The sequence below is a fragment of the Blastococcus sp. SYSU DS1021 genome (assembly GCF_054050995.1).
On record NZ_JBJHAL010000009.1, the window covers coordinates 82164 to 96928 of the forward strand.

Here is a 14765-nt window from a genome sequence, read left to right on the forward strand (position 1 = left end):
TCCAAAACACGCGCGGGTTCAGGGGCTCGAGGCGCGTTCCTGTGGTGGGAACCGGACCGTCCGGGTCAGTGCCAGAGGGAGCGGTCGTGGTCCAGCGCGGCGAGCGCGAGGGCCACCTGCAGGGTCCAGCTGCCCCGGGGGTCGGTCGCCGACAGCCCGGTGAGCTCCGCGGCCCGCCGCAGCCGGTACCGCACGGTGTTGGGGTGCACGAAGATCGCCCGGGCGCTCGCCTCGAGGTTGCCCCCGCTGCTCAGCACCGCGCGCACCGTGTCCAGCACCCCGCCACCGGCCGAGCGCAGCGGCGCGGCCACGTGCTCGTGCAGGGCGGTGCGGGCCAGCGGGTCGCCGTCGAGCGCGCGCTCGGCGAGCAGGGCGTCCGCCGCGACCGGGCGCGGCGCCTCCGGCCAGGCGGCCGCTGCCCGCAGCCCGGCCAGCGCCGCGGCGGCGGAGACGGCGGCGCGTCCCAGCCCGTCCACGACCGGGCCGGTGACCACCGGACCCGCACCGAAGTCGTCCGCGACCCGCTCCGCAGCGGCCTCGAGGTCGCCGGTGCCGCCCAGGACGACCACCAGCTGGTCGGCGTGCACGCCGACCAGCACGTCGCAGCCCAGCCCGCGGGCGGCCCGGCGCACGGCCCCGTGCGGATCGTCGTGCCCGGTCGGCGTCGCCCCCACGACGACGAGCGCCGGCGTGCCGGCGGCCCAGCCCAGCGCCGCGGCCCGGCCGGAGAGCTCCTCGGAACGCTCGCCACGCACCAGCGCGTCGACCACCAGCGCCTCCAGGCGCGCGTCCCAGGCGCCCCGGTTCTCCGCGAAGGTGGCGTAGACGTGTGCGGTGGCGAAGGCGACCTCGCGGCTGAACTGCAGCACGGCGAGCCGCAGCGCCTCCTCGTCGCCGGGCTCGGCGACCGATGCGACGCGTTCCTCCGTCACCTCGACCGTGACCTTGATGAGGTCGACGGTCTGCTTCAGCGCCACGGCCCGCACCAGCTCGCGCGGTGCCGCCCCGAACACCTCGCCGGTGAGGCGGGGCGGCCGCCCGGGGTTGCGGCACCACTCGACGAGCGATGCGATGCCGGCCTGGGCGACGAGGGTGACCCACGAGCGCTGGTCGGCCGGCATGGCCCGGAACCAGGGCAGGTCCTCGTCCATCCGGGCCACGGCCTGGGTGGCCAACGACCCCGACGCCCGCTCCAGCCGCCGCAGCGTCGCGTCGCTCGGCGGGCGGTTGCTCACCCGGCTCACCGGGTCAGCGTGTCACGCCCCCCGGGATCGGGGAGAGTGCAGGTGTGGACCATGCCTCGGCCGGTGCTCGCGGGGACGGCGGGAGCGCCGCGGTGAGCGGCCTCGACTCCCGCGTGGTGCTGGCGCCCGACGACGGCTCGCTGGGCCCGCTGCTGCGGATCGCCGACGACCGGCTCGGGCCGGGCGCCGGCTACGGCCGGCACGAGCACCGGGCGGTCGACGTCGTCGCCGTCGTCCTGGACGGGGCCCTGCACCACCGGTGGGGCCCGGGGGTCGACCTGACCGCCGGTGACGTCGCGGTGGTCCGCGCGGGGGATGGGCTGGTCCACGACGAGGTGGCCGGCGACCGGGGAGCGCGGGTGCTGCAGTGCTACCTGCGCAGCGCCGCTCCCGCGGAGCCCGCGACGCACGCGGTGCACCGGTCGCCCGGTGGGTGGCTGGACCTGGGCCGCGGGGACGCCCGGCTGTGGGTGGCCCGCCCGCAGGCGGGGGAGGAGGTCGCGCCGCCCCCGGGGCTGGTGCTCGTCGCCGACGCCTCCGGCGTGCGACGGCACGACGCCGGGCCGGTGGGCACCGGCCCGGCGTCCGCGGTCCTCGTGTGGCAACTCGACGCCGGCCGCCCCGACTGGGCAGAGTGGTGAGCATGGAATCGGCCTCCTCGCAGGATCCCGCCGCGAGCGCGCGAGCGGAGGGGGCCGAGGAGGTCCTTCCGCTGCTCGCCGCCGCGTACTCGGACGCCGACCGCACCATCGAGCTGCGGCGGCAGCTGCACCGCCACCCGGAGATCGGGCTGCACCTGCCCCGGACGCAGGCCACGGTGCTGGAAGCGTTCGCCGAACTCCCGCTGGAGGTCACCACCGGCACCACCACGAGCTCGGTCGTGGGCGTGCTGCGCGGGGCACGGCCGGGCCCCACGTTCCTGCTCCGCGGCGACATGGACGCGCTGCCCGTGCACGAGGACAGCGCCCTGCCCTTCGCCTCCGAGGTCCCCGGCGTGATGCACGCCTGCGGGCACGACACCCACGTGGCGATGCTGGTGGGCGCCGCCCGGCTGCTCGCCGCCCGCCGGGACGAGCTGGCCGGGCAGGTGGTGTTCATGGTGCAGCCGGGGGAGGAGGGCTTCCACGGTGCGCGCTACATGCTCGAGGAGGGCCTGCTCGACGTCGTCCCCGAGGCGCCGGTGAGCGGCGCCTTCGCGCTGCACATCTCCTCGACGCTGCCCAGCGGGACGGTGAACGTCCGGCCCGGGCCGATGATGGCCGCCGCCGACCAGTGGCGGATGACGCTGCGCGGCCGGGGCGGCCACGCCTCGGAGCCGCACGCGGCCGCCGACCCGATCCCGGTGGCGGCCGAGATCGTGCTGGCCCTGCAGGCGATGGTGACCCGCCGGGTCGACGTCTTCGACCCGGCCGTCGTGACCGTCGCGCACATCGAGGCGGGGTCGACCAACAACGTCATCCCCGACACCGCCTACCTCGAGGGCACGATCCGGACGCTGTCGGCCGAGCGTCGTGCTGACGTGGTCGCCTCGGTGCGGCGGGTCGCCACCCACGTCGCCGCCGCCCACGAGATGGAGCTGCACTGGGAGCACTTCGAGGGCTACCCGGTCACCATGAACGACCCCGGCATGGCCGCCCACGTGCTGACCACGGCGGCCGAGCTGCTGGGCCGGGACGCCGCCGTGCTGATGCCGGCCCCGCTGATGGGTGCCGAGGACTTCGCCTACGTGCTGCAGCGGGTGCCCGGCGTCATGGCGTGGCTCGGCGCCCGCCCGCACGGCATCGACCCGGCCACGGCGCCGCCCAACCACTCCAACCTGGTCGTGTTCGACGAGGAGCCGCTGCCGGCCGGCGTGGCGCTCTACGCCCAGATGGCGCTGCGCGCCCTCAGCGGTTAGGCGGAGCCGCGGCGCACCAGGGAGGTGCCGCAGACGCGAGCCGCTGCCTCGGCCCCGGACCCGGCCGAGCCGATCTGGTCGAGCAGCAGGTCGACCAGCCCACTGGTCATCTCCTCCAGCGGCTGGGCCACGGTCGTCAACGGGGGGTCGCAGGCCGCCGCCACCTCGGCGTCGTCGAACCCCACCACCGCGACGTCGTCGGGCACCCGCCGGCCGGCTGCCCGCAGGACGCGCAGCGCCCCGACCGCCATGGGGTCGGAGGCGACGAAGACGGCGTCCAGGTCGGGGACGTCGGTCAGGAGCCGGGTCATGGCGCGTGAGCCCCCGGCCTCGGTGAAGTCGCCCTCGGCGACCAGCTCCGGCCGGGCGGGCACGCCGGCGGCGGCGAGCGCGGCGCGGTACCCGGCCAGCCGGTCCAGACCCGCCACCATGTCGAGCGGGCCGGTGACCGTGCCGACCCGGGTGCGGCCCAGCGACAGCAGGTGAGCGGTGGCGGTGGTGGCCCCGCCGACGTTGTCGGCGTCGACGTAGGGCACCGGCCGGCCGTCGAGCGGCCGCCCGGACATCACGAGCGGCACGGGGGAGCGGGCGAGCAGGTCGGGCAGCAGGTCGTCGCGGTGCAGCGAGATGAGGATGACGCCGTCGACGTGCCCCTGCTGGACGTAGCGGGCGACCTTCTCCTGTTCCCGTCGGCCGCGGGCGGCCAGCAGCACCAGGTTCAGGTCGGTCTCGGCCAGCCGGGCCGACAGCCCGCGGACGATGCGGGCGAAGAAGGGGTCGGCGAAGATCTGGGTGTTGGACTCCGACAGCACCAGTGCGAGGGTGTCGGTGCGCCGGGTGACCAGGCTGCGGGCCATCCGGTTGGGGACGTACCGCAGCGCCTCGACGGCGGCGTGCACCGCGTCCCGGGCCTGCGGGCTGACGCGCGGCGAGTCGTTGATGACCCGCGACACCGTTGCCCGGGAGACCCCGGCGAGCGCGGCCACCTGCTCCAGCGTGGGCGTCGGAGGTCGCGCACCGGCGGTGGTCATGGCACCTCCTCCGCGATCACGGGCGGCGACCGGTACCGGGCCGCCGGGAGGTCACGGTAGTGCGCGCCGGTCGTCCGCACGAGGTCTGCGAGGAGCTCCGCCCGTCCGGGCGAGACGACCGGGCGCTCGGTGTGAGAGCGTTCTCACCGCGTCACCGGCGCACGCCCGCCGGCCGGCGCTCCGGTCCCACCGACCCGCCCAAGGAGCAGTGTGCCCATGTCCTCGACCGACAGCCGCCCGGAGCTCGCCGAAGGGCTCACCTTCCCGCCCGGGTTCTTCTTCGGCGCCGCCACCGCGGCCTACCAGATCGAGGGCGCCGTCGACGTCGACGGCCGGGGCCCCTCCATCTGGGACACCTTCAGCCACACCCCGGGTCGGACCTTCCGGGGCGACACCGGGGACGTCGCCGTCGAGCACTACACCCGGTATCCCGAGGACATCGCGCTGATGAAGGAGCTGGGCCTGTCGGCCTACCGGTTCTCCGTGGCGTGGCCGCGAGTGCTGCCCGAGGGCGCCGGCCGCGTGGAGCAGCGGGGCCTGGACTTCTACCGCCGCCTGGTCGACGAGCTGCTGGAGCAGGGCGTGGACCCCTGGCTGACGCTCTACCACTGGGACCTGCCGCAGGCGCTGCAGGACCGCGGCGGCTGGACCGACCGGGAGACCGCAGCCCGCTTCGCCGACTACGCCGGCATCGTCCACGACGCGCTCGGGGACCGGGTGCGGCACTGGTCGACGCTCAACGAGCCGATGGTGAGCGCCCTGCTCGGCCACCAGTCGGGGGCGCACGCGCCGGGCATCCGCGACGCCGTCTCCGCCTCCCGCGCGGTGCACCACCTGCTGCTCGGCCACGGGCTGGCCAGCCGGGTGCTGCGCGACAAGGGCGTCGACCACCTGGGCATCACGCTGAACTTCACGCCGATGTCCCCGGCCAGTGACCGGCAGGAGGACGTCGACGCCGCCCGTCGGCTCGACGGGCAGCAGAACCGGATGTTCCTCGTGCCGATCGTCTCCGGTGCCTACCCCGAGGACGTCGTCGCCGACCTGGCCGCTGCCGGCGCCCCGCTGCCGGTGGAGGACGGCGACCTCGAGGTCATCTCCGCGCCGCTGGACTGGCTGGGCGTCAACTACTACTTCGAGCAGACGGTGCGGGCCGGCGCGCGACCCGAGGACATGCCGCCGACCTCGTTCATCGGGGGAGAGGACGTCGTCGAACTGGACCCGGAAGGGGTCACGACGACGATGGGCTGGGGGGTCAGCCCGGAGGCGTTCACCCGGCTCCTGCTGTGGCTCGAGGAGCAGGCGCCCGGGCTCCCCCTGGTCATCACGGAGAACGGCTCGGCCTGGGACGACGAGGTGTCCGCCGACGGGGCCGTGCACGACCCCGAGCGCACCGACTTCCTGCTCCGGCACCTGGCGGCGCTCCAGGCGGCCATGGACGACGGCGTCGACGTCCGCGGCTACTTCGCCTGGTCGCTGCTGGACAACTTCGAGTGGGCCCGCGGCTACGCCCAGCGGTTCGGCCTCGTGCACGTCGACTACGAGACCCAGCGGCGCACGATCAAGGACAGCGGTCGCGCCTACGCCGAGGTCATCCGCCGCCACCGCGCACGCTGAACGGACGGCGGGGCACTCACCGTGCCCCGCCGTCGGCCCCCTCGCAGGGTCCCGCCGCGAGCGTGCGAGCGGTGGGGGGCGAGGGGGTCCTCTTTCAGGTGGCGGGGCTGGGGTCCGACCGCTCGTCGGCCGGCGCGGCCTGCACGTCGCGCACCCGGTACTTCTCCACCGCTTCGCGCACCCGTGCCCGGTCCACCTGGCCCTCGTCGGCCAGCGAGGCGAGCGTGCGCACCACGATCGACTCGGCGTCGACGTGGAAGTGCCGCCGCAGCGCCGGGCGGGTGTCGGAGAGCCCGAACCCGTCGGTGCCCAGCGTCGCCATGCCGCCGGGCACGTACGGCGCGATCAGGTCGGGGACGGCGCGCATCCAGTCCGACACCGCCACGACCGGACCCACAGTCTCCTGCAGCCGCGCGGTCACGAACGGCGTCCGCGGCTCCTCCTCGGGGTGCAGGAGGTTCCACTCCGCGCACTCGTCGGCCTGCCGGCGCAGCTCGTTCCACGACGTCACCGACCAGACGTCGGCGCTCACGCCCCAGTCCTGGGCCAGCAGTTCCTGGGCCCGCAGCGCCCACGGCACGGCGACGCCGGAAGCGAGCACCTGCGCCTTGACCTCGCCGGCCGCGCCGTCGTCGGCCCGCGGGCCCTCGGCGTAGCGGTACATGCCGGCCAGCAGGCCCTGCACGTCCAGGTCCTCCGGCTCGGCCGGCTGGCTGAACGGCTCGTTGTAGACCGTCAGGTAGTACATGACGTCGGGGGAGCGGGAGCCGCCCAGCGGGGCGCCCGGGTCCTCGCCGTACATGCGCACGAGGGCGTCGCGGGTGATGTGCGCGACCTCGTAGGAGAACGCCGGGTCGTAGGACACCACCGCCGGGTTGGTGTGCGCCAGAAGGAGCGAGTGGCCGTCCTCGTGCTGGAGCCCCTCGCCGTTGAGCGTCGTCCGCCCGGCGGTGGCACCGAGCAGGAAGCCGCGGCTCATCTGGTCGGCGGCGGCCCAGATGGAGTCGCCGGTCCGCTGGAACCCGAACATCGAGTAGAAGATGTAGATCGGGATCATCGGCTCGCCGTGGGTCGAGTACGACGTGGCGGCGGCCGTGAACGACGCCGTCGAGCCGGCCTCGTTGATCCCCTCGTGCAGGATCTGGCCCTGCTCGGACTCCTTGTAGGTGAGCATCAGCTCGCGGTCGACCGAGGTGTAGCGCTGGCCGGCCGGGTTGTAGATCTTCTGGGTCGGGAAGAGGGAGTCCATCCCGAAGGTGCGCGCCTCGTCGGGGATGATCGGCACGAAGCGCGGGCCGAGCTCGGAGTCCTTGAGCAGCTCCTTGAGCAGGCGGACGAACGCCATCGTCGTCGCCACCTCCTGCTTGCCCGAGCCGCGGCGCAGGACGTCGAGGGCCTTGTCCTCGGGCGCCTTGAGCGTCTTGAACTCCGCCCGCCGGCGCGGCACCGCCCCGCCGAGCGCCCGGCGCCGCTCGAGCATGTACTGCATCTCGTCGGAGTCGGGGTCGGGCTTGTAGTAGGGCGGCAGGGTCTTGTCCAGCGCCGAGTCGGGGATGTCCAGGTAGAGCCGGTCGCGGAAGGCGGCGAGGTCCTCGGCGGTCAGCTTCTTCATCTGGTGCGTGGAGTTGCGGCCCTCGAAGTGGCTGCCCAGGGTCCAGCCCTTGATGGTCTTGGCGAGGATGACCGTCGGCTGGCCCTTGTGCTCCATCGCGGCCTTGTAGGCGGCGTAGACCTTGCGGTAGTCGTGGCCCCCGCGGGCGAGGTCCCAGACCTCCTTGTCGCTCATCCCCTCGACGAGCTTGCGGGTGCGCGGGTCGCGGCCGAAGAAGTGCTCGCGGACGAAGGCGCCGTCCTCGGCCTTGTAGGTCTGGTAGTCGCCGTCGGGCGTCTGGTTCATCAGGTTGACCAGGGCGCCGTCGCGGTCGGCCGCCAGCAGCTTGTCCCAGCCGCGGCCCCAGATCACCTTGATGACGTTCCAGCCGGCGCCGCGGAAGAACGACTCCAGCTCCTGGATGACCTTGCCGTTGCCGCGCACCGGGCCGTCGAGCCGCTGCAGGTTGCAGTTGATGACGAAGGTGAGGTTGTCCAGCTCCTCGCGGGCGGCCAGTCCGATGGCGCCCAGCGACTCGGGCTCGTCCATCTCGCCGTCGCCGAGGAACGCCCACACGTGCTGGTCGGAGGTGTCCTTGACCCCGCGCGCGTGCAGGTAGCGGTTGAACCGCGCCTGGTAGATCGCGTTGAGCGGGCCGAGCCCCATCGAGACGGTCGGGAACTCCCAGAACTCGGGCATCAGCCGGGGGTGCGGGTAGGACGACAGCCCGCCGCCGGGGTGGCTGACCTCCTGCCGGAAGCCGTCGAGCTGCTGCTCGGTGAGCCGGCCCTCGAGGAAGGCGCGGGCGTAGATGCCGGGGGAGGCGTGCCCCTGGAACCAGATCTGGTCGCCGCCGCCGGGGTGGTCCTTGCCGCGGAAGAAGTGGTTGAACCCGACCTCGTACAGCGACGCCGACGAGGCGTAGGAGGAGATGTGCCCGCCGACGCCGACCCCGGGACGCTGCGCCCGGTGCACCATGATCGCGGCGTTCCACCGGATGTAGGCGCGGATGCGCCGCTCGGCGTCCTCGTCACCGGGGAACCAGGGCTCGCGCTCCGGCGGGATGGTGTTGATGTAGTCGGTGCTGCGCAGGGCCGGCACGCCCACCTGCTGCTGCCGGCTGCGCTCGAGCATCCGGAGCATGAGGTAGCGGGCCCGGTTGCGGCCCGCGTGGTCGACGACCGCGTCGAGGGACTCCAGCCACTCCTGGGTCTCTTCGGGGTCGGTGTCGACCAGCTGGCTGGGGAGCCCGTCGGTGATGACCGCGCGGGCCTGTCCTGCGCGGGCGGGGTCGCCGTCCGGCTGCTGCGGTGCGCTCATGGCTCCATCGTCTCCTGCCGACGTCCTCCCCGTCACGTCTGTGTCCGCTCTGCGGAAAAGTCGTGTCGGACGCGCGCCCCCGGTGCGCCCGGTGCACGCAGGCTTGCGCCCCGCCCCGTATGCCCTACGCTTCCGCCTGCGGTGCATCGACGAGACGGCGCCGCCCCGGATGCCCGGCCACGACGGCCGGACGACGGCGTCGACGACAGCGAGAGGGGTGACATGACCGGGGTGCGGGTGGTTCTCCCGCTGGTCGTGTCGATCTCCGCCGCGTGCCCGTCCGTCGCCCGCTCGGTCTTCCCGTGACGCCTTCGTGCGTGATCACCGGCCGGGCCGGGCACCGGACACCCCACACCTGGCCAGCAGTAGGCCGACCCATGGAGGAGCAGCAGGGATGAGCGTCGACAGCGCCGGCATGGCGGCCCGGCTGGGCATCAAGCCGGGCATGGTCGTGCAGGAGCTCGGCTGGAGCGAGGACGCCGACGAGGACCTGCGCGACTCGATCATCGAGGCGTCCGGCAGCGAGATGGTGGACGAGGACACCGACGAGGTGGCCGACGTCGTCATCCTCTGGTGGCGCGAGGACGACGGCGACCTGTTCGACGCCCTCACCGACGCGCTGACCTCGCTGGGCGACGAGGGCGTCGTCTGGCTGCTGGTCCCGAAGTCCGGCCGGCCCGGGCACGTGGAGCCCGGCGACGTCACCGAGGTCGCCCCCACGGCCGGTCTCTCGCAGACCAGCAGCATCTCCGCGGCCAAGGACTGGTCCGGCATCCGGCTGGTCACCCCGAAGGCGGCGCGCAGCCGCCGCTGAAAGAGGACCCTGTCCTCCTCATCCCTCGCACGCTCGGGACGAGCCTCTGGACGGGGCCGACGGGGGCCGTTCCAGCCGGTCACCACGGGTGGGGCACGATCACGGGCATGAGCCTCTCCGTCGGTGACCGCGCGCCCGAGTTCAGCCTGCCCGACCAGGACAAGCAGGTCGTGTCCCTGGCCGACCTGCGCGGCACGCCCGTGCTCCTCGTCTTCTACCCCTTCGCCTTCTCCGGCATCTGCACCGGCGAGCTCTGCCAGCTGCGCGACGAGCTGACCTCCTACACCGGTGCGGGGGTGAAGGTGCTGGCCATCAGCACCGATCCCGTCTTCAGCCTCAAGGCGTTCAAGGCGCAGGAGAACCTCGAGTTCCCGCTGCTCTCGGACTTCTGGCCGCACGGCGAGGTCGCGCAGGCCTACGGGGTGTTCAACGAGAAGGCCGGCATGGCCCTGCGCGGCACGTTCCTCGTCGACGCCGAGGGCGCCATCGCCTTCGCCGAGGTCAACGCCCCCGGCGACGCCCGCCAGCAGTCCGGCTGGAAGGACGCGGTCGCGCAGCTCGTGGCTGCCTGACCGGCCGCCCGGCCAGGGGTCTCCCCGCGCGCTCGCGAGTGGCGAGCGGCGGGGAGGTCCTTACGCTGGGCCGGCGGGGCGCGTAGCTCAGCGGTAGAGCTCTCGCCTTACAAGCGAGCGGTCGCAGGTTCGAACCCTGTCGCGCCCACCCCGTCGTCCTCGGAGCAACCGGTGGCGCAGCGGGCGATGCCGCGTACGCCGGTCAGGCGGCGACGGGCGCCTCGGACGCCGGGGCCGGCTCGGCGGGCTTCGGGAACGCCGGCCGCAGGAACGCCGGCGCCCGGAACGGGGTCCACTCGCCCTCGGGCTGCGCCAGCCGGTCGGCGATCGCCCAGAGCGCCGCCGGGTGGTGGCCGATGCCGAGGTGGCTGGCCATGACCGCGATGTTCTCGCAGCGCTCACCGGGCACGTTCAGGCAGGTCTGCCAGTGCACGATGCCGTCGAGGTGGGAGTAGATCGACGTCGCGGGCACCGGCAGGGGGCAGCCCTCGGACTCCAGCGGGAACTGGCGCTGCTCCACGTGCAGGTGGGCGTAGCGGTCGAACGCCTTCGACGCCCGGGTCTGGCTGTGCCGCTCGATGCGGAACGGGCTGCCGAGGGTGATCACCTGGCGCACCTGGTCGGGGCACTGCCGGGCGAGGTCGCGGGCGAAGATGCCACCGAGGCTCCAGCCGATGACCGTCACCTCGCGGCCGTAGCGGCCGTGCAGGTAGTCGAGCTTGTCGCGCAGGCCGTTGACGCAGACGGCGGTCGGGCCGATGTTGCGCCCAAGCCCCCAGCCGTGCACCCGGTAGTCCAGCCGCCGGAGCGTCGCGCGGAGGACCCGGGTGGAGGAGTCGTCGGCGAGCAGGCCGGGGAGGACGAGCACGGGGTGGCCGTCTCCCTTGGGCAGGCGAGCCGTGAGCGGGCGGGCCGCCAGGTAGAGGCCGTAGTCGGCGAACGCCCGGCCGGGCTCGGTGAGGTAGAGCGGGAGTGCGGGGCCGTCACCCTGCTGTCGTGCCACGTCGTCCTCCAGGCTGCCGTCCATGTGTGCACGGGCTCTACCAAGATGCGGCCTGGCTCACACCTGAGGTGGCTGCACGCGCGGGCACATGTTGCCGAACTGTGTCCTGCGTCATAGCGGACGTTCGCGTACCGCCACGTGACGCGGCCTGCCCGCGCTGCGACCGGTGGCACCACGTGCCACCGTACGGACGACGGCAGGGGAGAGGAGCGGGATGGGCGAGGACGGCATGCCCGGGCGGAGCCGCACGGTGGACCTCGACGGACCGGTGCACTACCTCGACTTCGGGGGCCCGGAGGAGGGGCCGGTGGTCGTGCTGGTGCACGGGCTGGGCGGCTCGCACCTGAACTGGGACCTCGTCGCCCCGGCGCTGCGCGAGCACGCGCGGGTGCTGGCCCTCGATCTGCCGGGTTTCGGGCGCAGCGAGCCCGGCGGCCGCAGGGCCAGCGTCCCGGCCAACGTCGCCGTGCTGAACCGCTTCCTCGCCGAGGTCGTCGGGGAGCCCGCCGTTCTCGTGGGGAACTCGATGGGCGGCATGATCTCGATCCTCGAGGCGGGGGAGCACCCCGAGGCGGTGCGCGGGCTGGTGCTGCTCGACCCGGCCGTCCCCGGCCCGCGGCGGGCGCTGGACCCGCTGGTGGCCGTCACGTTCGCGCTCTACGCGATCCCGTTCGTCGGGGAGCGCTTCCTGTGGTGGCGGCGGCAGCGCACGTCGGCCCTGGTCCGCGTGCACGACATGCTGGAGCTGGTGGGCGTCGACCCCGAGCAGGTGCCCGCCGACGTCATCGACCGGTCGGTCACCCTGATCGAGGAGCGCCGCGACGTCCAGGGGATGGACCGGGCGTTCCTCGCGGCGGCCCGCTCGGTGCTGCGGGTGCTGGCCGATCCGCGTCGCTACCGCGCCGCGATGGCGTCGATCGACGTCCCGGTGCTGCTGGTCCACGGCGACCGCGACCGGCTGGTGCCGGTGCAGGCGGCGCGGGACATCGCGCGGCAGCACGCCGCGTGGCGGTACGCCGAGTGGGCCGGCGTCGGCCACGTGCCCCAGCTGCAGGAGCCGGAGCGCCTGGTGGCCGAGGTGCTGGACTGGATGCGCGACGCGCGGCTCGTCGGCTCCCGCGCCTAGCTCCCTCCGTCCGGGCGGAGCGTGTCGCGCAGCGCCTCCAGCCCGGTGTAGCGCGGCCGCCAGCCGAGCTCCTCGTGGGCCCGCGTGGTGTCCATGATCGCCGGCCGGGTGGCCGCTTCGACCCACTCGGCCACCGGCGGCAGGAACGGCAGCCGGGAGACCGCACGCGCCGCGGCCTGCGCGGGCGCGGCGGGTGTCGGGATCGCGATCGCGCCGAACTCCCGGGCCACGTCCGCGGCGGTGAGGACGCCGTCGCCGGCGATGTTGTAGGCGCCCGGCGGTCCCGCGCCCAGGACGCACAGCAGCAGCGCCTGCCCGACGTCGTCCTCGTGGACGAACTGCAGCGGGTGGCGTGGCACCAGCAGCGGCACGGGGACCGGCAGCCGCCGCGGCCGGTCGAACAGCAGGCGGCCCAGCGGGGCGAGCGGGCCGGGCAGCACGTCCTTCCCGCCGATGGCGTGCGGACCCACCACCACCGGCGGGCGGAGCAGGTAGAGCGCCAGATCGGGGGCCGCCGCCACCTCGTCCTGCAGCAGGTGCTCGAGCTCGGCCTTCTCCTGGGCGTAGAACAGCCGCGCCGCCGGGCGCACCGGCCACTCCTCGGAGATCAGCTCCGGGTTGTCGCGGTGGAAGCCGTAGGCGGCGACCGAGGAGGCGTAGACGAACCGCCGGGCGCCGACCGCCGACGCCGCGCGGAAGACGTTCAGCGTGCCGTCGACGTTGATCGCCCGGGTCGTCTCCCGGGAGGCGTTGCCGGTGATCAGGAAGGCCAGGTGGACGACGGCGTCGGCACCGGCGAACGCCTCGCGCAGCCCCTCCGGCTCGCGCACGTCGCCCTGCCGGTAGCGCATCTTGGTCCAGCCCCGCTCGGCCGGGTCGAACGGGCGGCGGGCGATGCCGATGATCGACTCGACGCGGTCGTCGTCCTGCAGCAGCGGCACGAGCCCGGCGCCGAAGGTGCCGGTCGGCCCGGTGACGGCCACGGTCAGCCCGCGCCCCCCGGCGCTCACCGGGCGGCTGCCCGGGCCTTGGTGGTCCCGCCGGTGGGCTGCTCCACGTCGGGCGTGGCCTCCGCCGCGCGGGCGAGCTCGAGCAGCTCCTCGATGCCCCGCCGGATGCCCCCGGAGAGGACGTCGACGTCGGGGAAGGCGTCGAAGTCGGCGTTGAGGCCGAAGGTCATCGTGTCGAGGTAGCTGAAGATCCCGATCGAGCAGCGGATGCCGCCGGCGATCGGCACGTAGGCGTGGGCGGAGCACATCCGCTTGCCGAGGACGTACAGCGGCACCCGGGGGCCGGGCACGTTCGTCGTCACCGCCTGGCACCACATCTGCCCGGCCTGCATCGCCGAGCGCACCCCGACGGAGAGCAGGGTGGGGGCGACGAAGTCGCCCATCGAGATGATCGTCGGGACGTCGACGGCCTGCATCGCCCGCTTGTACTCGTCCATCTGCCCGCGGATCGAGCGCAGCCGCGACACCGGGTCCGGGTCGCCGACGGGCAGGTCGACGAAGACGCAGGCCACCCGGTTGTTCAGCGATCCGCGCTGCTGCTCGGAGCGGACCGAGACCGGCACCATCGACCGCACGACGAGGTCCTCGGAGGAGAGCTCGCCGCGGCCCTGGAGCAGGTCGCGGAAGCCCTTGGTGATCGCGGTGAGGACGACGTCGTTGACCGTGCCGCCGAGCGCTGTGCGCACCGACCTGAACTCCTCGAACCGGCCCTGGGTCCACGCCCAGCGACGGTGCGGCCCGATGTGCCCGTTGAGCGAGCGGGCGGTGGGGGTGACGGCCTGCTTGGCCAGCGACGGCAGGGCGCCGGCCAGCGTGCGCCCGGACTCGGCGAGGCCGCGGACGTTGCGGGCGGCGCTCCCGACGGAGGGCAGGCTGGTCAGCGTGCGCAGCGGCTGGGTGGCCGCCTCGGTGACCGCGCCGGCGACCAGGGCCAGCGAGGAGGGGTCGCGCCGCGGCGTCCAGTCGCGGGGGTCCTCGTGGGTGGCGTCGGGGTCCAGGTCGAACATCAGCTGCATGAGGTCGGTGCCGGCGACGCCGTCGACCATGCAGTGGTGGACCTTGGAGATGAGCGCCCAGCGCCCGTCGGCCAGGCCCTCGACGAGCCAGAGCTCCCACAGCGGCTTGGCCATGTCCAGCCGCTGGCCGAGCACCCGGCCGGCCAGGTTGCGCAGCTGCTCGTCGCCGCCCGGGGAGGGCACCGCGGTGTGCCGGACGTGGTACAGGATCTGGAAGTGCGGGTCGTCGACCCACATCGGGCGGCCCAGCTGCAGCGGCACCTCCCGCACCCGCTGCCGGTACCGCGGCACGCGCGGCAGCTTGCTGAGCAGCAGCCGGACCACGTCGCCGTAGCTGGGCGCCGGCCCGTCGAACACCGCCACCGACCCCACGTGCATGGGGGTGTTCTCGCTCTCGGCGAAGTAGAACCCGCTGTCGAGGGCACTCATGCGGTCCACGTCTCACTCCTCGCCGCCCTGGTCGCTCTGCTCGGACCTGGGCCTCGCACGTCCGGATGGTGGCCGCCGAACGAATCTGCGCCCCTCCG

The 14765-nt window shown here is 74.0% G+C and carries 13 protein-coding genes and 1 tRNA gene; 8 read left to right on the plus strand and 6 right to left on the minus strand.

What is annotated here, in order from left to right; genetic code table 11:
* Positions 1 to 65: 65 nt before the first annotated feature.
* Positions 66 to 1244: a PucR family transcriptional regulator gene (locus tag ACI8AP_RS08925; protein ID WP_456588985.1), complete on the minus strand. Its 1179-nt coding sequence runs from the start codon at positions 1242 to 1244 to the stop codon at positions 66 to 68.
* Positions 1245 to 1336: 92 nt separating this feature from the next.
* Between ACI8AP_RS08925 and ACI8AP_RS08930 the strand changes: the two genes are divergently transcribed.
* Both ACI8AP_RS08930 and ACI8AP_RS08935 read left to right on the plus strand, forming a co-directional pair.
* A complete protein-coding gene (locus tag ACI8AP_RS08930; RefSeq protein WP_456588986.1) occupies positions 1337 to 1885 on the plus strand; it encodes a pirin family protein in 549 nt (182 codons plus the stop codon).
* Between the two features lie 2 nt (positions 1886 to 1887).
* The gene (locus ACI8AP_RS08935) at positions 1888 to 3141 is read left to right on the plus strand and encodes a M20 metallopeptidase family protein (RefSeq protein ID WP_456588987.1); all 1254 of its coding nucleotides are present in this window, start codon (positions 1888 to 1890) and stop codon (positions 3139 to 3141) included.
* Here the strand turns inward: ACI8AP_RS08935 and ACI8AP_RS08940 are convergent.
* Positions 3138 to 4172 carry a LacI family DNA-binding transcriptional regulator gene (locus ACI8AP_RS08940; protein WP_456588988.1) on the minus strand — a complete coding sequence of 345 codons (1035 nt, stop codon included), beginning with the start codon at positions 4170 to 4172 and terminating at the stop codon, positions 3138 to 3140. The genes ACI8AP_RS08935 and ACI8AP_RS08940 overlap by 4 nt on opposite strands.
* Positions 4173 to 4388: 216 nt before the next feature.
* On the opposite strand from ACI8AP_RS08940, the gene ACI8AP_RS08945 reads away from it, so the two are divergent.
* Positions 4389 to 5786 carry a GH1 family beta-glucosidase gene (locus ACI8AP_RS08945; protein WP_456588989.1) on the plus strand — a complete coding sequence of 466 codons (1398 nt, stop codon included), beginning with the start codon at positions 4389 to 4391 and terminating at the stop codon, positions 5784 to 5786.
* A gap of 94 nt (positions 5787 to 5880) precedes the next feature.
* On the opposite strand, the gene aceE is transcribed toward ACI8AP_RS08945, so the two are convergent.
* Positions 5881 to 8697, minus strand: coding sequence for a pyruvate dehydrogenase (acetyl-transferring), homodimeric type (aceE, locus tag ACI8AP_RS08950; RefSeq protein ID WP_456588990.1), 2817 nt, complete (start codon positions 8695 to 8697; stop codon positions 5881 to 5883).
* Between the two features lie 141 nt (positions 8698 to 8838).
* On the opposite strand from aceE, the gene ACI8AP_RS08955 reads away from it, so the two are divergent.
* The 4 genes from ACI8AP_RS08955 to ACI8AP_RS08970 all read left to right on the plus strand — a co-directional run bounded on the left by ACI8AP_RS08955 (position 8839) and on the right by ACI8AP_RS08970 (position 10231).
* Complete coding sequence (locus ACI8AP_RS08955) at positions 8839 to 9003, plus strand: hypothetical protein (RefSeq protein ID WP_456588991.1); 165 nt, start codon at positions 8839 to 8841, stop codon at positions 9001 to 9003.
* 88 nt (positions 9004 to 9091) lie between these two features.
* Positions 9092 to 9511, plus strand: a complete 420-nt coding sequence (locus ACI8AP_RS08960) for a DUF3052 domain-containing protein (RefSeq protein WP_456588992.1) — start codon at positions 9092 to 9094, stop codon at positions 9509 to 9511.
* A gap of 107 nt (positions 9512 to 9618) precedes the next feature.
* Entirely contained in the window at positions 9619 to 10083 is a 465-nt protein-coding gene (locus ACI8AP_RS08965; protein ID WP_456588993.1) for a peroxiredoxin, read from the plus strand.
* A 76-nt stretch (positions 10084 to 10159) separates the two neighbouring features.
* Positions 10160 to 10231: transfer RNA gene (locus ACI8AP_RS08970), tRNA-Val, on the plus strand.
* A 54-nt stretch (positions 10232 to 10285) separates the two neighbouring features.
* On the opposite strand, the gene ACI8AP_RS08975 is transcribed toward ACI8AP_RS08970, so the two are convergent.
* Positions 10286 to 11110, minus strand: coding sequence for an esterase/lipase family protein (locus tag ACI8AP_RS08975; RefSeq protein WP_456588994.1), 825 nt, complete (start codon positions 11108 to 11110; stop codon positions 10286 to 10288).
* Positions 11111 to 11300: 190 nt separating this feature from the next.
* Here ACI8AP_RS08975 and ACI8AP_RS08980 point away from each other — a divergent pair, with 190 nt between their 5' ends.
* On the plus strand, positions 11301 to 12212 hold the full coding sequence (locus tag ACI8AP_RS08980; protein WP_456588995.1) for an alpha/beta fold hydrolase: 912 nt from the start codon (positions 11301 to 11303) through the stop codon (positions 12210 to 12212).
* Here ACI8AP_RS08980 and ACI8AP_RS08985 read toward each other — a convergent pair.
* Entirely contained in the window at positions 12209 to 13222 is a 1014-nt protein-coding gene (locus ACI8AP_RS08985; RefSeq protein ID WP_456588996.1) for an NAD-dependent epimerase/dehydratase family protein, read from the minus strand. The two genes, ACI8AP_RS08980 and ACI8AP_RS08985, sit on opposite strands and share 4 nt — an antisense overlap.
* Entirely contained in the window at positions 13219 to 14667 is a 1449-nt protein-coding gene (locus ACI8AP_RS08990) for a WS/DGAT/MGAT family O-acyltransferase (RefSeq protein ID WP_456589065.1), read from the minus strand. The genes ACI8AP_RS08985 and ACI8AP_RS08990 overlap by 4 nt, the downstream gene beginning before the upstream one ends.
* Positions 14668 to 14765 lie beyond the last annotated feature (98 nt).